This is a genomic window from Sodalinema sp. (genome assembly GCF_046483825.1).
Lineage (GTDB): Bacteria > Cyanobacteriota > Cyanobacteriia > Cyanobacteriales > Geitlerinemataceae > Sodalinema.
The window spans coordinates 1-18,717 of the sequence record NZ_JAWOCL010000269.1; the positions used below are offsets into that span (position 1 = coordinate 1).

At 52.9% G+C, this 18,717-nt stretch carries 15 protein-coding genes and 1 pseudogene; 10 read left to right on the forward strand and 6 right to left on the reverse strand.

Features of this window, described 5'->3' with window-relative positions; translation table 11 throughout:
* Positions 1 to 667 precede the first annotated feature (667 nt).
* The gene (locus tag R6U67_RS17005) at positions 668 to 2,119 is read right to left on the reverse strand and encodes a sodium/glutamate symporter (protein WP_410253651.1); all 1,452 of its coding nucleotides are present in this window, start codon (positions 2,117 to 2,119) and stop codon (positions 668 to 670) included.
* A gap of 99 nt (positions 2,120 to 2,218) precedes the next feature.
* Positions 2,219 to 4,015 carry a methyl-accepting chemotaxis protein gene (locus R6U67_RS17010; RefSeq protein ID WP_410253652.1) on the reverse strand — a complete coding sequence of 599 codons (1,797 nt, stop codon included), beginning with the start codon at positions 4,013 to 4,015 and terminating at the stop codon, positions 2,219 to 2,221.
* Between the two features lie 254 nt (positions 4,016 to 4,269).
* On the opposite strand from R6U67_RS17010, the gene R6U67_RS17015 reads away from it, so the two are divergent.
* Positions 4,270 to 6,531, forward strand: coding sequence for a DUF5682 family protein (locus R6U67_RS17015; protein WP_410253653.1), 2,262 nt, complete (start codon positions 4,270 to 4,272; stop codon positions 6,529 to 6,531).
* A 198-nt stretch (positions 6,532 to 6,729) separates the two neighbouring features.
* Here the strand turns inward: R6U67_RS17015 and R6U67_RS17020 are convergent, their stop codons facing one another.
* The gene (locus tag R6U67_RS17020; protein ID WP_410253654.1) at positions 6,730 to 8,970 is read right to left on the reverse strand and encodes a glycoside hydrolase; all 2,241 of its coding nucleotides are present in this window, start codon (positions 8,968 to 8,970) and stop codon (positions 6,730 to 6,732) included.
* Positions 8,971 to 9,140: 170 nt separating this feature from the next.
* Positions 9,141 to 9,380: a NifU family protein gene (locus R6U67_RS17025; protein WP_087705882.1), complete on the reverse strand. Its 240-nt coding sequence runs from the start codon at positions 9,378 to 9,380 to the stop codon at positions 9,141 to 9,143.
* A gap of 186 nt (positions 9,381 to 9,566) precedes the next feature.
* Here R6U67_RS17025 and R6U67_RS17030 point away from each other — a divergent pair, with 186 nt between their 5' ends.
* From R6U67_RS17030 to R6U67_RS17065, 8 genes are all read left to right on the forward strand, one after another.
* Entirely contained in the window at positions 9,567 to 10,166 is a 600-nt protein-coding gene (locus tag R6U67_RS17030) for a rhomboid family intramembrane serine protease (protein WP_410253655.1), read from the forward strand.
* Complete coding sequence (locus tag R6U67_RS17035) at positions 10,159 to 10,437, forward strand: TIGR02450 family Trp-rich protein (protein WP_410253675.1); 279 nt, start codon at positions 10,159 to 10,161, stop codon at positions 10,435 to 10,437. Before R6U67_RS17030 ends, R6U67_RS17035 begins: the two co-directional genes overlap by 8 nt.
* Before the next feature lie 401 nt (positions 10,438 to 10,838).
* On the forward strand, positions 10,839 to 11,396 hold the full coding sequence (efp, locus tag R6U67_RS17040) for an elongation factor P (protein WP_410253656.1): 558 nt from the start codon (positions 10,839 to 10,841) through the stop codon (positions 11,394 to 11,396).
* A gap of 89 nt (positions 11,397 to 11,485) precedes the next feature.
* The gene (gene accB / locus R6U67_RS17045; protein ID WP_410253657.1) at positions 11,486 to 11,962 is read left to right on the forward strand and encodes an acetyl-CoA carboxylase biotin carboxyl carrier protein; all 477 of its coding nucleotides are present in this window, start codon (positions 11,486 to 11,488) and stop codon (positions 11,960 to 11,962) included.
* 84 nt (positions 11,963 to 12,046) lie between these two features.
* Positions 12,047 to 12,448: an ArsR/SmtB family transcription factor gene (locus R6U67_RS17050; protein ID WP_410253676.1), complete on the forward strand. Its 402-nt coding sequence runs from the start codon at positions 12,047 to 12,049 to the stop codon at positions 12,446 to 12,448.
* A 151-nt stretch (positions 12,449 to 12,599) separates the two neighbouring features.
* Positions 12,600 to 13,721, forward strand: a complete 1,122-nt coding sequence (locus R6U67_RS17055; RefSeq protein WP_410253658.1) for a calcium/sodium antiporter — start codon at positions 12,600 to 12,602, stop codon at positions 13,719 to 13,721.
* A 55-nt stretch (positions 13,722 to 13,776) separates the two neighbouring features.
* Positions 13,777 to 14,103 (forward strand): DUF565 domain-containing protein, encoded by a 327-nt coding sequence (locus R6U67_RS17060; protein ID WP_410253659.1) that lies wholly within the window; start codon positions 13,777 to 13,779, stop codon positions 14,101 to 14,103.
* Between the two features lie 20 nt (positions 14,104 to 14,123).
* A complete protein-coding gene (locus R6U67_RS17065) occupies positions 14,124 to 15,173 on the forward strand; it encodes a glycerate kinase (protein ID WP_410253660.1) in 1,050 nt (349 codons plus the stop codon).
* Positions 15,174 to 15,217: 44 nt separating this feature from the next.
* On the opposite strand, the gene ctpC is transcribed toward R6U67_RS17065, so the two are convergent.
* Together ctpC and ispG are read right to left on the reverse strand one after the other, a co-directional pair.
* On the reverse strand, positions 15,218 to 16,513 hold the full coding sequence (gene ctpC, locus R6U67_RS17070) for a carboxyl-terminal processing protease CtpC (protein ID WP_410253661.1): 1,296 nt from the start codon (positions 16,511 to 16,513) through the stop codon (positions 15,218 to 15,220).
* Between the two features lie 300 nt (positions 16,514 to 16,813).
* Positions 16,814 to 18,055 carry a (E)-4-hydroxy-3-methylbut-2-enyl-diphosphate synthase gene (gene ispG, locus R6U67_RS17075; RefSeq protein ID WP_410253662.1) on the reverse strand — a complete coding sequence of 414 codons (1,242 nt, stop codon included), beginning with the start codon at positions 18,053 to 18,055 and terminating at the stop codon, positions 16,814 to 16,816.
* A gap of 294 nt (positions 18,056 to 18,349) precedes the next feature.
* On the opposite strand from ispG, the pseudogene R6U67_RS17080 reads away from it, so the two are divergent.
* Positions 18,350 to 18,685 (forward strand): annotated as a pseudogene (locus R6U67_RS17080) (response regulator); the annotation flags it as partial.
* Between the last annotated feature and the right edge of the window lie 32 nt (positions 18,686 to 18,717).

The window sequence follows — 18,717 nt, forward strand, 5'->3', positions numbered from 1 at the left end:
GAGTTGGTGTCATGGCTGGAGCCATGGCACGAGGGGGAGTTCGTGTCATGGCTGGAGCCATGGCACGAGGGGAGAGGGGAGGGAGCCATGGCACGAGGGGGAGTTCGTGTCATGGCTGGAGCCATGGCACGAGGGGAGAGGGGAGGGAGCCATGGCACGAGGGGAGAGGGGAGTTTTGGGTTTAACCCCAATCATAAACCGGTCAGACTCAATGGCGAACCATCATCTGACCGGTTGGAGTGAGACAGCAGCGGCGATCGCGCCAAACAGCTATCACCGCTAGCGAATGCGGCCCACGGTTTTCGTGGTCAGCTTTACGCCAGCATTGCGGAAAACCCGCTTTTGCACCGAGAACAGTACTAAAGCAACCATCGCGGCGTAGGTTGCCGCCAAAAGTAAAGTCGTCCAATACATAAGTTAACCCTAGAACCCATCTGTCTCGATTAAAACATGTTTTTCCCAAGACAAACACCTGATTTGCAGGAAATATTTTATTTTTTTTTAGAATACTGAAAAGCCTTGATTAACAAGCGTTAGAGCCACAGCAGTTACAGTACGAGTTGAGTACATTATTCGTACTTTGTTAGTACAGATTTAGTACAGGACAAGAACAGGCCCAGCGCAGCTCAGAAGGAGTGCATTTAGCGATCCGTGAATTAGCCTTCCATTAGCCTTCTCCGAGAGGTCGTCGCGATCGCCGTCCCGTCACCAACAGGCCAAACGCCAGCCAAAACAGCAATAACCCACTCGTCAGTAGCAACGTCCCCACAGCCCCCAACTGCACCACCAACACCGGGGCCGCCGCCGTAAACAGCCCTCCCCCTACAATCGGCTCAAAAAACAGTTGCTTGTAGGCGAAACTCTCAAACGCCCCCGAACGGTTCTGAGGATCAACCATCCGCAACAGCAAAATTCCCGTCGCCGTCACCCCCATCGACTGGCCCACATCACCCAAACCCCGCTCAAACCAAAACTCCGGTAACATTTTCGGCGCCAAAATTATAAACGCCAGCACATTCCACGTAATCCCCAACAACGCCAACAACGCAAACGGAACCAAATTCGCCCCCAACGCCGTCAGAGAAATCGAGGCCAGAGCCGTAATAATCGTAATATCCAACGCCACCCCGCCAATTCGCTCCATCAGCGATCGCATCACCAGAGGGTCCAACCGCAACCGTCGCAACAGCAACTGCACCAAAATTCCCCCCACCAACGCCATCGGAAACAGAGGAATATAGCCTAAGATCGTCACGCCGCCCTCTCCTCCCCAAGTCAGTTGCTCAAAAGCTTTAAGCGCCTCTAGGATAAGCCAGCCGAAGGCGATCGCCAGGCCCACAAACCCTAAATTCAGAGAAATCGGATCAATCAATAAATCCGACGTCAACCGCTTGCGAGCCGCCAAAACATCAGGATGCTCCCGCTCCACCCCATACACCTCCGCCGTAGCATCCGGTTCAAGACGAGCCGAGCGAATCAATCCCTTGCGTCGTCCCCAATTCGCCAAGACAATCCCCGAAACAATCCCCGAGACAATCCCAATCGTCGCTAACCCCAACGCCAAATCTCCCCCCTCAGGAAATCCCAACTCCGTCAAGGTGTCCGCCATTCCCGCCGCCGTTCCATGGCCCCCCTCAAACGCAATCTCAATCAACGTTCCCGCAATCGGCGATAACCCAAACACCGGCGTTAACACCAGCAATCCCAGTAATAACCCCACCACATACTGTCCCCAGGCCAACGTTTGACCAAACGCCACCTGAGGCGCCGCCTTGCGCCAAATCTCCCGAGGCGCGGGCAAAATTTCCCCCAAAAATAGCGTTGCAAACACCACATTAATAAAAACCCCCGGAGATTCCCGCCAGACCTGGAGAATCGTCGGCGCGAATAGTCCTTCAGCCAACGGCGATTCCGGGGACATCAACTGTCCCAACACCTGCGGTCCGAGGAGTAGAGCCAACAGTCCTGCAACAATAGAACTAGGAATATAAAGCTGTCGTAGAATCTGTAGCTTTTGGCGAATGACACGGCCCAACAACAGCAAAATCGCGGCAATGACAAAGGCAAAAAAGGCGTCACTGAGCTGAAAACCCGTCGTGGCGGCGAACAATAGGGGCATGAGGTTAAGGGAAAATCGGCAATGTCTAACAGCTTAGCCTAGCTTGCTGAGCGATTTGTGCGAAAGCGCCGCATCTTGAGACCGGGGTGAGCTGAGAGTCTAGACCATTTTTTGGAGTGAGACCGCCGCATCATTGAGATGTTGGCTCCCAGCGCGAGTTTGGCTAATACTGCTAGCCGTTTCATTGGCCCCACAGTCGAGAGCGGTCATCGCCTCAGTCAGCTGTTCAATGGCCCGAGCCTGTTGTTGAGCATTGGCGGCAATTTGCTGAGATCCTACCGCAATTTTCTGAATAGCATTTTTGACTCCCATAAACTTCTCAGCAGTTTGATGAGCAAAGCCGGTGGTATCTCCGACCGCACTGGTACTCTCTTGGGCCAGGCTGCTGGTGGTGTTAATGGCTGATTGGATCATCTCGACGAGGGTGTCAATTTTCTCAGCAGAATGGCGACTTTGATCGGCGAGTTTGCGAATTTCCGAGGCCACCACCGCAAAGCCACGTCCCGCATCACCGGCCCGAACGGCCTCGACTGAAGCATTGAGAGCCAGCATATTGGTTTGATTGGCTAAGTCACTCACCAGGGAGGAGATCGTCCCAATGCGGCGAGTCTGCTCGTTGAGATTGTCCATTTGTTCGACTAAACCCGCCACCCGTTGTTGGAGTTCAGTGGTGCGCTCAAGGGTGCGATCGACCACCACTTCCCCATCCTTGGCCAGTTGTAGCACGTGCTGAGCTTGGTCTTGGGCGCTTTGAGCCTGTTCAGCCGAGCGTTGCGCCGAGCGACTCAGTTGTTCCATCATGGCGGTGGATTCACTGATCGAGGCCGCCTGCTGGGATAAGCTGCGCTCTTGTTGTTCGACGGTGGCGGCCATTTCTGAGGAGGCGCTGACGACGGTTCTAACCACATCGCTGATGCGTTGAATCAGGGGTTCGGTGATCATCAGGCTCACCCCCACCGCCAGAATGGTCACCACAACGGCGGTTCCTAGGGTTCCCATGCCGATGGTGCGTAGGAGACTGTTGGAGGTGGCAAACGCATTCTCGGTTGTTGTTTCGACAATTACCATCCAGTTGAGGTCAAACATCTGTTGACCTTGAGTTAGCGGTGCAACGGCGATGAGGTAAGACTCTTGATTCGGATCGCGAATGATACCGACTTGCTCTTGATTTGTACGTCGTGCTTGTTGAATTAAGGGAGCATTTTGAAAACGGGTGATGTTGACGTTCTCCCCTTGGCTACTGATAAAAATTCGTCCTCGGGCATCGAGGACATATTGGTTGTCGCTGTCACTACCAACAATTAGGTCTTGAAGTTCACGGACGGGAAATCGGGCCTGGACAATCCCCATGGGACTACCTGTTTCAGCGTTGAGAATGGCGGCGGAAATATAGACTGATAATTTTCCGGTTGTTGAAGCCACACGAGGAGGACTAATTAACGGCCGATCTTGAGCGAGAATAGTGCGGATACTTGCATCATCGAGCTGAGTCGTGGTGTCGCTGCCACTTGAGCGAATCATCAGTCGTCCTTGGGTATCAAACAGAGCCACACTGTCGTAGATTTGGTAAGCTTCAACGATGGTGTTGAGAAAGTCTTGTTTGTCTTGGGCGCTGGCGGCTAGCGCAATTTCAGGATTGGTGAAAATTGGCAGACGAGAAATGGCATAAAAATCACCATAGCGTTCTGATATAAATCGATTCAGTTTTCCTGAAACTTGGCTGCTATAGCCTTGTTTGTTGCTAAAAATTTGCTCGCGCCAAGACCGGTTGGTGGTGGTATAGGCGATCGCACCGACAACGATGACTGGAATGGTTCCTAACACAACGGCGATCGCCGCTGCTTTCCAGCGCAAGCCACGACTTTTGTCAAGTTTTTGGGGTTTTTGGGTTAACATTTTAAACTCACAGATTTACGAGGTGTCTGAATCGCGTTGCCGAGGGATGATAGTTGGTTTATGATTGACCGTTCATTCCTAGAATTTATGACGGTAAAATGGGGCAGGAACTTGCCAAATTTATCACTCCAGAGGCTACGTCCAGGATAACAAATTTAAGAATCCTTGATATATCGTTAACAAAACGATAGGTATGTTGATATTTATATCCTCCGACCGGTAATAAGTCACTGTCAATTCTTCATTGTTCGACCATGCCCACTCGTATTTTTGGCATCCGTCATCATGGCCCAGGATCTGCCCAAAGTTTGCACCAGGCCCTGCACCGTTGGCAACCCCAACAGATCCTCATCGAAGGACCCCCAGAAGCGGAACCCGTAACCCACCTCGCCGCCAATCGAGACCTTCAGCCTCCAGTGGCGTTACTGATTTATAGTCGAGAGCAACCCCAAACCTCGGTTTACTATCCCTTCACGGTGTTTAGCCCCGAATGGCAAGCCTTGCAATATGGGTTAAAAGCAGGGATTCCTATCCATTGGCTTGATTTACCCCAGTGCTATCACTTTGCCCTGGAACAGCAACAACGACAACCGCATCTGCCAACACCGACTAACCCGATTCAAGAACTCGCTCAAGCGGCGGGAGTGGTTCATGGCGATCGCTGGTGGGACCAGTTGATCGAACAACGCCAGCCGTCCGAGGAGCAGTTTACCGCCATCCTAGAGGCGATGACCGCTTTGCGGGAAACGGCGACCATCACCGACGGCGATCGCCTGCGAGAAGCCGCCATGCAACAGCGTTTACAACAAATTCAACGGGACTTTCCCCGAGATCGCCTAGCCGTCGTCTGTGGGGCCTGGCATAGCCCCGCCTTAGCCGTGATGCCCTCTGAGGCTGACGTCAGGACTCAATTGGAGTCGTTATTGGAGTCGTTATCAGGGTCATTATCAAAACCCTTCCCCCAACCGTTACCCGAAGTTCAAGCCACCTGGATTCCCTGGAGTTATCGACAACTGGCGGCGGGCAGTGGTTACAAAGCCGGAATGACCGCCCCCGGTTGGTATCATTACCTCTGGGAAACTCGCCATCAGCCGCCGCAACAGCGAGCCTTAGGCTGGCTAACACAGGTGGCGGGTCATTTGCGGGAGTTAGGACATTTAGCCTCCACCGCCGAGGTGATTGATGCGGTGCGTCTGGCCAACACCTTAGCCGCCTTGCGCGATCGCCCCCAACCCGGACTCGAAGACTTGCAAGACGCAGCCCAAGCGGTGATGCTCCCCGATTCAGCGTCCCTGACCTCTCAACTGCGCGATCGCCTCGAAATTAGCGATCGCCTCGGCCAAGTCCCCCACAACACCCCAACAACCCCCCTACAACAAGATTTACGGCAACAAGCCCAACAGTTGCATCTGGAGATTAGCAGCGATCTCACCGTCTTAGACTTAGATCTACGCCGTCCCCGCGATAACCAGCGATCGCAACTGTTTCACCGACTAGGATTATTAGGGATTTCCTGGGCCAGCCGGCAAGGAAATCCCGGCCTAGGGACTTTCCGAGAACTTTGGCATCTGCAATGGCAACCGAGCCTCGATGTCCAGTTAATTCAACGCTGTATCTGGGGCAGTAGCCTCGAAACCGCCGCCAACGCCTACAGTCAGTCCGAAGCCGAGGCCATCGACCATCTGCCGCCCTTAGCCGCCCTCCTCGATCGCCTCTTCCGGGCCAATCTCCCCCAAGCCATCAGCGGCATTCGCGATCGCCTAGAAACCGTCGCCAGCCAGACCCAAGATCTCAGCCAATTAGCCGCCGCCTTACCGCCCCTGGTGGGGATTTTACGCTATCGCAACCTGCAACAAACCGACGCCACAGTCATCCAACCCATCTGCGATCGCCTCATCCTACGCTGTTGCCTCAACCTTCGTGCCGCCTGCCGTCATCTCAACCCCACCGCCGCCCGTCAGCTTGCCGAGGCTATCCTGACCGCCCACGGGGCGATCGCCCAACTCCCCGACTGTCCCCATCCATCCCGTTGGCTCAACAGCCTAGAGACCATCCTGAACGCCCCGGATAGTGCCAGTCTCTTGGCGGGTTTAAGTTGTCGTCTGTTATTGGATGCCCAATATCTAAGCCGCGATCGCGTCAGCCAACATCTCGGCTGGGTCCTCAGCCAACCAGACAACCTCGATGACACCGGCCATTGGCTCGAAGGCTTCCTACAAGGCAGTGGATTGCTCCTCGTTCACGACGATCGCCTCTTAGGGCTAATTGACCAATGGGTGCGATCGCTCCCCGAAGACCGCTTCCTCGCCGTTCTACCCCTCCTACACCGCAGTTTTGCCCCCTTCAGCCCGGCAGAACGCCGCCAAATCGGCATGAAAGTCATCTCCGATGTCCCCGGACTCCATATCAAGGAGGAACCGCCCCAGCAGCCCAGCAGCGCCACCCTTGACCCCCACCGCAGTCGCAAGGTCTTACCCATCCTCCGACAGATTCTTGCAAAAAAAGGGCGACCCTAAAGGTACGCCCCAGTTCCAGGGTTCCCTATTCCCTTCTCTTACCTCTTGCCTCTTACCATCCCCTCTTGGGAGGGGTTTGGGGTGGGTTATGCCCCTTGCCTCTTACCATCCCCTCTTGGGAGGGGTTTGGGGTGGGTTATGCCTCTTGCCTCTTGCCTCTTGCCTCTTGCCTCTTGCCTCTTGCCTCTTCCCTTCCCCTTACGGCATCGTCATCGGAATCAACCCATCCTCAACAACCAATTCTCGGAAGGTTCCCTGTTCGGCGAGGACTGGGACTAAATGTAAATTCCAATCCGGTTCCGTCGGTAAATCGGCCCAAGGAACCGCCAACTCTAAACACTCATTGATGGCCACCTTGACGCGGCTATTGCGGGCCGCCCAGCGATCGTGTTCCGTCGCCTGCTGCATTCGGAAGGTCTCACTGAGGAGGTTCACCGTCAGATGCGTGGCAAAGCGGTAGTTCAGAGGCGGCTGACTGGGGAGTTCCCGTAACGGCACTGGGCTGGTGTGCATGGTTTGCTGGGGATAGTACCAGAACAAATGCAGTTCCGGCGGGCAATCTTGGCCCAGTTCAATGCCGGTTTTGAAGTCTAAGCGTAGATAGAAATTCAGGTGATCTAAGCCGTACCAGAGCCGCTGAACCGGACTACTGCGGTGCATGGTTCCTCGGGACCCGCCCACATCAATACGTCCCGCGTGATCCCAATCTTGTTCATCGCCCACACCGTCAATGATGGGATGGATAAAGCTTTGGGGGCGCATATCCCCTTTGCGTTCATGGACTTCTAGGGGATGTTTAACGTTATCAGGGATGGGTTCACCTAAAGCCTTGTATAAGGCCCCGAGATGTTCTCGGAAGAGGCGATCGAACATGGCATCTTGATCCGAGGAATGTCCCTCACCAAACCACCAGAACCAATCGGAACCTTCCGCTGCATAGAGAGCTTCCCAGGCTTCAGGATTGGCCTCTTCTGTGGCTTCTGGGTGATTGGCTAGGGTTTCACGGGCCTGGCTGAGAAGATCCCAGGCTTTGTTCTTGACGGGGTCGCCAATCCAGGTGGTGAAACTTCCATCGACCCAGGACCCGCTATGGAGTGCGTCACTGGGGAGGGTTTCTGTGGGGGGGAAGCGATCGAGAAATTCTGAAACCGTGACCAGTTTGATGCCAGTTTGTTTGCTGAGAGTGCCATAGAGGGCTTCTAAGAAGGGTTTGCCATCTTGTTGATAGTATTCCCAGCAGTTCTCGCCGTCGAGGGCGATGGTGACGAGCCAGGGTTTCTCTAAGGTGGTGTTGTCTTGGTCGCGGGTGAGCGATCGCGAAATGGCTTCGAGATGGCCCACGAGATCGCTGGCCGCGGCCCGAGGATTCATGGAACTGTAGGTAAAGCCAATCAGGTCTGAGAGGCGGTGATCTCGGAAGACAATGGCCACATCTCCGGCCTCGGTTTTGAGGCGATAGGGACGATAGAGGAGTTCGGGTTCAAAGACATTGCCCGTTCCATCTCGGTGGAAGAAATGCTGTTTGGTCCACCCTAACACCGCTTCATCGGAACAAATCCAGTTAAAGCCTTGGCGGGCGATATGGGGCAAAATGGCGGGGCTGACGGACTGTTCTGAGGGCCAGAGGCCACGGGGTTCTTGGCCGAAGCGATCGCAGTAGAATTTCCAGGCCTTATGGAGATGGCGAGGGATATCGTCGGGCCATTGAAAGCGGCTTTGAGGAAGTTCCATCTCAGGAACCGCGACGCGGCCGGCGTTGGTGTCGGCTAACAGGGGCAAAATGGGATGAGTGTAGGGCGTTGTCATCACCTCCAACTGTCCCGACTTCTGCATCTGGCGATGTTGGGGAATGATGCGGCTGAGGATCTGCTTTTGTTTGGAGAAGATGCGTTGGCGATCGCCTAAACTAAAGTCCTGCCCCTGTTTGAGCCAAGTGGCAATTTCGGCATCATCCCAAAATAGGGGGTCAATCCAAGCCAGGTTATGCCAGGCTAGTAAATCCCCATAATCGCGATCTTGCCAATTCTCTAAACACCAAGCGATTCCTTGTTCTTGCCGCTGGCCATAGAGTTCTCGATAGCGTGGATGGGGGTCAACTAACGTATGGTGATTGGCATCAAAAAATCGTTCCAGGATAAACTGGTGTTCCTCGCGGCTGAGTTGCTCTAGGGGCGTGAGTAAGAGTTTGAGATAGGGATCGAGGGCTTTACCGGAAATATAATCCTCAATCTGCAAGATCAGGGATGGAACCAGGTTAACGGTTTGGTGCAGTTTCGGGAACTGTTCGAGGAGTAACACCAAATCCAGATAGTCCTTCGTCCCATGCAAACGCACCCAGGGCAGGCGATACTGTTCACAATCGGGGGTACTCGCCGCCCGACTTTTGTAGAGCGGCTGGTGCTGGTGCCAGACAAAGGCAACGTAAAGAGGATGTGACATACTTTTCCTGATTTCCTGAGTGGCCGTGACGGGAACCTTCAGGGTGATTGTATCAGGGCGATCGCCATCCGAGATGTCGCACAGGAAACAGCCCCTCCAACATCAATCCCACATCAAAAAGCCGAAGAACTCGTCTTCGGCTACTGGAGGTCGAGATCAAACCCGCCAAGTTACATGACTTGTTCGACTTCGGCAATTTCGGGGATATATTCCCGCAGGCGACGTTCAATGCCCATTTTCAGCGTCATGGCTGAACTGGGGCAAGAGCCACAAGCACCTTGGAGGCGTAGTTGGACGATGGGACCTTCAATCTCCATCAGCTCGACGTTGCCGCCATCCGCCATCAGGTAAGGACGCAGTTCGTCTAACACTTTTTCGACGTTCTCTTTTGTGAGTGCCAGGGTTTCCATAATTGATGCCTTAATGATACCGTTCAGATGTTCTTGCAGATGTTGGTGAACTGAGATGACTAAGTTCACAATTGTTCGTATTGTACCGTTTTTTGCTCAACTCTGTAGCTGGCGATCGCCAACCGATGAACCTGTTATCCTGGAGTGAGCGATCGTAATCCCCCAACCCATCACCCCGTTATTAGGATGAGTCAAGAGAGTAGCAGCAAGAAACTGGCCCGAGACCTGAAACGCCACATTCTCATTCTCGGCAGTTTCCTCGCCGTCATGTGGGGCGTTCATCTCATCAATCAATTTCTCTTTGCCGGTTCCCTCAACAGTTTCGGAGTCTCTCCCCGCAACCCCAACAGCCTGCGGGGAATTGTCTTGATGCCTTTTCTTCACGGCAGTTTTGCCCACATTCTCTCAAATACCATCTCCTTCCTCGTCTTAGGCTGGCTGGTACTCATTCGCGGCACTCGTCATTTTCTCTGGGTAACCCTCATCGCCACGCTCGTTAGTGGCTTAGGAATCTGGTTTTTTGGCTCAGCGGGAATCCACATCGGGGCCAGTGGCGTCATCTTTGGCTATTTAGGGTTTCTGTTGCTTCATGGACTCTTTGAACGTAGCTTACCCTCGATTGCCCTCTCGCTCCTCGTGATGTTCTTCTATGGCAGCCTGATTTGGGGCATTTTCCCCGGAGATCCCAGAATTTCCTGGGAGGGCCATCTCTTTGGTTTTATCGGCGGCGTCTTCGCTGCTAAATTTTTAGCACGCAAGTCGAGAAGAATCCGCAATGATGGCTAAGAGAACGCAGAAGTTCCCCCACCTGCTCGGTTCAAAATGGACAGCCATGCAGAAAACCTGGGGCTGGCGACATTTTCAGGTCGTCAGTCGCAAGAACGAAGCCGGCTTTGTCTTCGCCGAACTCATGGCCTCGTGTGATTCACAAGTCCGCTTTTGGCTCAATGCCAAGGTCCTGAAAAACCGCAATCAATGGCAACCGGGTTGGAAATCTCTCCAGGAACAAATGGAGGTCGAGATTCCCGACGACGTGGAAATTCTCGACGATTTTTAAAGCAATAGACAATCCAAGATAGACGTTAAAAGAAAGTGTAATTCTCTATATGGATAAAGTTCAGACACTTCAAACGTCCTAATTATTCATTCACAAAAGCCCACCCTCTCCTCCCAGCAAGGATTAAGGCTGGGTTCCCCCTATTCCGGCGTTCCCTCTTGCCTATTGCCTCTTGCCTCTTGCCTATTGCCTATTGCCTCTTGCCTCTTGCCTCTTGCCTCTTGCCTATTGCCTCTTGCCTCTTGCCTCTTGCCTCTTGCCTTCTGTTCCCTGTTCCCTGTTCCGGTGTTCCCTGTTCCCTTCTTTTGCCTCTTGCCTCTTGCCTTCTCCCCCCCCAATAGGGCAAACGAACCGCACAGATGTAAAATAGGTTGCCGATTGTTCTGCACGGATTGAGATTCATGCTCTCCTCAAACGATTTTAGAACAGGCTCCACCATTGAACTTGACGGTGAAGTCTGGCGTGTGGTGGAATTTCTGCACGTAAAGCCCGGTAAAGGATCTGCCTTTGTCCGCACCAAACTGAAAAACGCGCACAGTGGGAGTGTTGTCGAACGCACCTTCCGCGCCGCCGAGACGGTTCCCCAAGCCATTCTCGATAAACGGGTGATGCAACATACCTACCGAGAAGGCGAGGCCTTTGTCTTAATGGACATGGAAACCTATGAAGAAACACGCCTAGCCCCTGAACAGATTGGTGAAGGTGCCAAATATCTGTCCGAGGGGATGGATGTTAACGTGGTCTATTGGAATGACAAGGTGATTGAGGTGGAACTGCCCAACTCAGTTGTCTTAGAAGTCACCGAAACCGATCCAGGTGTCAAAGGGGATACGGCGACGGGAGGAACCAAACCCGCCACTGTGTCAACGGGCGCTCAGGTGATGGTACCTCTGTTTATTTCCATTGGTGAACGGATTAAAATTGACACCCGCAACGATAGCTATTTGGGGCGGGAGTAGTTTTGCTCGACGGGGAAAGGTTGCACTCTTGGGCAACCTTGCCTCAATATCGTGCAGATACAGCTTTTCAAACGAACGGATAAAAAACAGTGCAATTGGATTTTAACCAACTCCGCGAACTGATCGCGGCTTTAGAGGGAACCGATATTTCTGAGTTCACACTCAAGAATGACGATTTAGAACTGACGATTCGCAAAGAATCGGGGGTGGTGTCAGCCGCCGCGCCGATGATGACGCTCCCGCAACCGGTTCCGGCGGCGGAATCGCCGACAGCGGATACCCCAGTGACGCCCTCGTCTCCGACGCCTCCTCCCTCGGCGGCCAAATGGGTCGAAATTGTCTCGCCGATGGTGGGAACCTTTTACCGTGCGCCGGCCCCGGATGAGCCGCCTTTTGTCGATGTGGGCGATCGCATCTCAAGTCAGCAAACGGTCTGTATCATTGAGGCTATGAAGCTGATGAATGAGGTCGAGTCTGAGGTGACGGGCGAGGTGATCGAGATCCTAGTCGAAAACGGTGAACCCGTTGAGTATAATCAGCCCTTAATGCGCGTCTTACCGGCGTAAGTCTTGCCTTTTGTCTTAACTCTCGTCTCGTGAGATTCCCCCCTCGGGAGTCTAATTCTGTTTCCCCCGTTGGTGTTCACTCCGATTAAACCTGTGCAGCAGCCTATCCCCCAGGAAGTTACCAAACACGTCGCTGAGTATTTTAGTATTCTCAGCGAACCGATGCGTCTGAAAATTTTGAACCTGCTTCGCGATGAGGAGCGATGCGTGCAGGACCTGGTTGAGGCCACCAAAACCAGTCAGGCCAATGTCTCTAAGCATCTGAAAGTGATGCTACAAGCGGGTATCCTTAGCCGACGCACTGAAGGAACCTCAGCTTACTATTGCGTTGAGGATGAACTCACCTTTGAGTTGTGTCATCTCGTCTGCGATCGCCTCGCGGCCCGCATCGAACAGCAAGCCCAACATTTTCGCGCCTTTAGTGTGTCCAACAAGCCACGGAATCCGGCCTCAACCCCAGAATCAGACGCTGAGTCGTCCTCCTGAAGTGGCCCCCAAACGCGGCAGTTTTCAATCTCTTTAGGAGGCCGCTTGTTCATAAATCTTCATGGCGAGCGTCGGGCTGAATTTAGCGCTCGTCGCTATTTTGGTGTATTTTGGCGTTATATTAAAGGTTGGAGATCCTTTAAATTTTAAAATGTTAGAATTACTCACTTGGTTAGGCATATTTGCGGTGAGTTTGTTTGTGCTAATTAAGGCATCAGACTGGTTTATCGACTCATCGGAAACGTTAGGATTTTTTCTACGACTGTCCCCATTTATCGTTGGGGTTGCCATTGTTTCGGTGGGGACGTCCCTCCCGGAATTGATGTCTTCGATTACCGCCGTGCAGGAGGGATCATCGGAAATCGTCTTCGGTAACGTGATCGGCTCTAATGTTGCCAATATTTTTCTCATTACTGGGGTGGCTGCCATTGTCGCCGGAAAAATGGATCTTAAATATGATCTAACCAGTGTTGATTTACCCCTATTTGTCGGGTCTTCATTTCTACTCGCTTTGATGCTTTTTACCGGCAAATACTCCATCGGTGAAGCCATCTTATGCCTGCTGGCCTATGGTGTCTATTTGGTTTATACCACCACCACCTCGGAAGGTGATATTGGTGGTGGAACTTTAGCCGTAACGAACCCCCTTGAAACCCAAGTTGAAGCCTCTGTCGGCGCGGCGGCTGTTGATGCGGGAGTCTCAGATCGTCCTTCTGAACCCCAAGGAGTACCGCTATCAACGCCGTCCACTCAGTCGGATGGGGATGATACCTCAGCCGATACCTCAGCCAGTAACTCGGCCGATAACTCATCGGAGAAGCAGACCTTCCCCTTCAAAGCCCTGCTACTATTAATTATTAGTGTTGTTTTCATCTACTTCGGGGCTAAATACACCGTTGAATCGGTCGTTGCGTTGTCAGAATTGCTCAACATCGGCAAAGAAATTATCGCGGTCAGTGTCTTAGCATTGGGAACCTCCCTCCCTGAACTGAGTGTGAGCCTGGTTTGTGTCAAACGGGGCAGCTATGACGTTGCTGTGGGGAATGTTCTGGGGTCAAACATCTTTAACGCCTTGGTGGTGATGGCTGTTCCTCGCTTTTTTGGCGCACTCATTATCCCCAAAACAACCCTAATTGAAGGGTTACTCGAAATGCTCTGTGGTACAATCTTGATGTTCTTTGTGGTGCAAGATAAACAGATTACCCGCTGGGAAGGGTATCTGTTTGTGATTTTCTATGCTTGGTTTATTGCCCAAATCTTTGATTTGGTCTAAGTCATGATAATCAGCCACCGTCTCCGTAACCCGTCTGCGTTGAGAGGAGTATCTTGTGCAAAATACCCGTCTGAATCGGCTGTTCGACGTGCTGTTAGCCCGCTTGACCACTTGGGCGCGTAACCCTTGGCGGCGTACTTCCTTAACAATTATTGGCTTCCTGTTTGGCTACTTTCTCGGTAACGCGATCTCGACCATCGCCGGACAAAAGGCCTTCTTAGACATGACAGTCGCTTTCCTAGTGTTACTGTTAACTGAAGCCGTCAATTGGCTGATTTATGGTCGCCTACGGCAATCTTCATTGTTCTCTGACACCCTCAGCGCCACCAAAGTCGGTTTGGTGTATAGTCTGTTTGTAGAAGCCTTTAAGTTGGGGTCTTAAGCCATCGCCCAAACCTTTTGATGAGTGATCTCACCCGCCAACTCGATCGCGCCCTGACCCAGCTTCAGGACAGCGGCTCCCTAGACATGGCTCTCTGTTCAAGCCTGACGGACTGGGAGTGGCGAGACCCTGAACGAGCCAACGCCTTGGGACTCACACGAGAGCCGGGAGTTGAACCGATTCAGCAACGGTTGCTGCTGTTGAGAGATGTCCTCGATCGCCTCGGCTCTCGTCTCCCCCTCCAGGCTCAAAATGGGTCCATACTGCCCACTCTCTGGCGATTTTGGCTGCCTCTAGCCCTGCAATTGGCATCATTGAGGCAACAGTCGCCTCGACCCATCGTGCAGGGGATTTTAGGGGGGCAAGGGACTGGAAAAACGACCTTAGCAACCAGCTTGACCCTGATTTTAGAGCATTTGGGCTATCGCACCGTAGGATTGTCCCTCGATGACCTCTATAAATCCCACGCGGAGCGACAACGACTCAAAGCCGAAGATCCCCGGCTGATTCGTCGCGGTCCCCCAGGAACCCATGATGTGGATCTCGGACTGGAGGTGTTGCAGCAGTTGCGTCAGGGAGCGGCGAGGGTGAGTGTTCCTCGCTTTGATAAGTCGGCGTTTGCTGGAGATGGCGATCGCACGGACCCGGAACTCATCGAAGGTGCCGAGATTATCCTCTTTGAAGGCTGGTTTGTGGGGGTTGACCCCGTTGATCCGAGTCGCTTTGACGACCCTCCCCCGCCTATCGTGAGCGAGGCTGACAAAGCCTTCGCCCGTGATTGTAACCGCCGCTTAGAGGAGTATTTACCCCTTTGGGACTGTTGCGATCGCCTCATGGTCCTGTCTCCCGTCGATTATCGCCTCAGTCAACGCTGGCGACTTCAGGCCGAACATGAGGCGATCGCCCAGGGGAACGCCGGACTCTCCGATGAAGAGGTGCGAGAGTTCGTCGAATACTTCTGGAAAGCCTTACATCCAGAACTCTTTATCACCCCACTGTTAGCCCCCACAGCCAAATCGGCCCTAGTCGTTACCCTAGAAGCCGATCATCGTATTCATCGCATCTATTGAGCCGTTAAAACGAGCCGTTAAAACGAGCCGTTAAAACCGCAACCCTACTGGACCGACATCGGAGCAAGACTGGTGGTTTCCTCCTCATTAGCCGCCGTAATGCGCTCCTGCAAGACCTCTAAAGCGCGGACATATTGGGGGTCTTTTTCGCTACCGATTAGGGTGCGGTCCATACGCATCTCCTCACGCACCTCCTCAGAAATCTCCTCTTCAACATCTGGAGGAATCCCCTCCTTATCAATATCAAGGCCGTCAGGAGTCAGATAACGGGCAATGGTGACCGCTAAGCCGGACCCATTTCCGACGGGACGCACCGATTGCACCAACCCCTTACCAAAGGTGGTCGTTCCCACGAGAGTTGCGCGATCGTTATCTCGCAAGGCCCCCGAGAGAATCTCACTCGCACTGGCTGAACCACCGTCAATCAGGACGACCAGGGGTTTATCCGTCAAAGCGCGACCGTTGGCCCGTTGCACTTCGGCCACCCCTTGGCGGTTCACCGTCGAGACAATATCCCCTTCGTCGTACCACATCCGGGCAATCTCAATACTTGCTTGTAACAGGCCACCGGGGTTCGATCGCAAATCCAAGATAAATCCTTCAACACCCTCATCGTCCAACTCTTGAATGGCCGTGCGCATCTCATCGGCGGCCAACTGGCTAAACTGAGTCAGACGAATATAGCCGACTCCTCCGGGTAAATCGTCCTTCAAACTATGACGAACCGGATGAATTTCAATGCGATCGCGAGTGATGGGAAAGTCGATTTCTCGTTCTCCCCGACGAATCGTCAGCACCACCTCAGTACCAATGCGACCCCGAATCAGGTTAACCGCCTCATTGATATCCATCCCCTCGGTACTTTGACCATCAATCTGGGTAATCACATCCTGAGATTGAATCCCGGCTTCAAAAGCAGGGGTTTCTTCAATCGGAGAAATTACAATCAATTCTCCCGTCTCTTCATCCTGAGACAATTGAATCCCGACCCCGGTTAGTTCCCCGGACGTATCAATCTGCATACTGCGGAACTCATCGGGGTCCATGAAGCGCGTATAGGGATCTTCGAGTTGTTCGAGCATCTCTCGAATCGCATCATAGGCCATCTCTGGGGAGTCGTAGGAGCGATCGAGATATTCCGTGCGAACCGCCCGCCAATCCACCTGGTTAAAGGTCGCATCGACGTAGTTCTTATCAATAATTTGCCAGACCTCATCCACCAGTTCTTTGGGACTATCCTGGAAAAATGCCTGTCCTTTTAAATGAATGCCGGCACCAATAATCGTCACTGTGCTGAGCATGACGACGGTTGCGCCAACGACCAACCCACGAGTTGCCATGTCGATCTGCCTTAACTTCAAGAGTGTGAAAAAATGTAAAAGATATGTCTGGATGCTGTTGGGCCTACTGTAACACAATCAAATTTTGGCGATCGCCACCCCGCTCCTACTCAGAAACCGTCCTCCTCCCCCCAGATGGGTCTCAATCATCGCTCAAACGAAGAACCCGGCGGACCAGAGATCTCAGATCGAAATCTCCACATCCAGCAGACACCGGGTTCTCCCGCACCACCAACCCTCAATGTAGAATTTGGGGATTCTGGATTTGACCCTGAGTTTGACTCATCTAACCTGTGGCCCTTAGGGGTCAACCCAGCGGCCATCAGCTTTAATCAAGTTAATCAATTCCGCCACACCCTGGGCTTCGGGGACCTTTTTAATCTCATCACGACCCCGATAGAGAGAAATAAAGCCCGGCTGTTTCCCCACATAGCCATAATCAGCATCAGCCATCTCACCGGGGCCATTGACAATACAACCCATGACCGCAATATCTAACCCCGTCAGATGCTGAGTGGCCTCACGCACTTCGCGCAGGACATCTTCGAGGTTAAACAGCGTCCGGCCGCAAGAGGGACAGGCCACATACTCAACCATGGTTTTGCGTAATCCCAAAGCCTGCAAAATGCTATAGCAAACGGGGATTTCCTTTTCCGGGGCTTCCGTGAGAGACACCCGCAGCGTATCGCCAATTCCGTCAGCCAACAGGGTTCCAATCCCGGCGGTGGACTTAATGCGGCCATACTCACCATCTCCGGCTTCGGTGACCCCTAAATGCAAGGGATAGTCCATCCCTAACTCATCCATGCGGTGAACCATGAGACGATAGGCCGCCAACATGACAGGAACCCGAGAGGCTTTGAGGGAAATGACCAGATTATAGAACTCCAGAGACTCGCAAATTTTAATAAACTCTAGGGCCGATTCGACCATCCCTTCGGGGGTATCACCATAGGTAAAGAGCATTCGTTCGGCGAGGGAACCATGATTGACCCCAATCCGCATCGCCTTGTTCTGGTCTCGCAGAGAAATAACCAGCGGTTCGAGGGTTTGGCGAATTTTATCGCCAATCTCCTGAAATTCCTCGTCGGTGTACTCGTTGCGATCGCTTTTGGGCTTCTCAAACACGTACAATCCAGGGTTAATGCGGACTTTATCCACATGTTTGGCCACTTCCAGGGCAATTTTCATGCCGTTGTGGTGTACGTCAGCCACCAGGGGAACATCTTGATAGGTCTCCCGCAGTTTCTGTTTAATCTGGGCTAGGGTTTTGGCATGAGCCATACTTGGAACCGTGACCCGGACAATTTCGCAGCCAATTTCATGAAGCCGCCGAATCCCGGCCACAGACCCATCTACGTCCATGGTGTCCTCGTTAATCATCGACTGAACGACCACGGGATGTCCACCGCCAATGGTGACGCTACCGACGGGAACAGGACGAGTGTTTCGGCGACGAATGGTGGTCTCAAAGGCAGCGGCTAGGTCTGAGGATGAGCCGTTGCTGGCGTCGTTGGGGGATTGAGTAGGCAATGTTTGCATGAGTCCGATGCAGCTCGTTACGGTAAGCCAGAAGTCGTTTGATGGGCATGTCTAGTTTTACCTTGCCACAGAAAGGGACCGTCTAACAGCGTTTTCGCATGATTCTTTCTCCCCAGGGTTTTGACGCTAGGGAGAACCTCGTCACCCCCGTACCTCTGGCCGAAGGCGTGTCACTTGCGGTACACCCCGACGTTGTCTCGGGTCCCCCACCTCTTCCCCCTCTTGCCTCTTCCCCCCTTCCCCACCCAACTGTAAGCTATGACTGATCGACCTGACTCATTTGCAACTTCATGGATGGCAACCCTGCTTCTTGTCGATGACCGTGTGGAAAATCTACATTTGCTGTCGCGGATGCTCATGCGTAAGGGCTATCAAACGCACAGTGTGACGGATGCGAATCAGGTTGTTGGTTTCGCTCAACAGCTTGACCCGGATCTGATTCTGTTGGATGTCTATATGCCGGAATTGGACGGCTTTGAGGTCTGTCGTCGCCTCAAGGCTGAACCGGAGACGGCCGGGATTCCGGTTATTTTTATTAGTGCCTTGGACAATGTCCTTGATAAGGTTAAAGCGTTTGCCTCGGGAGGCGTTGACTATATTACAAAACCCTTTCAATTTGCTGAGGTCATTGCTCGTATTGAGAATCAACTGAAGCTGAAACG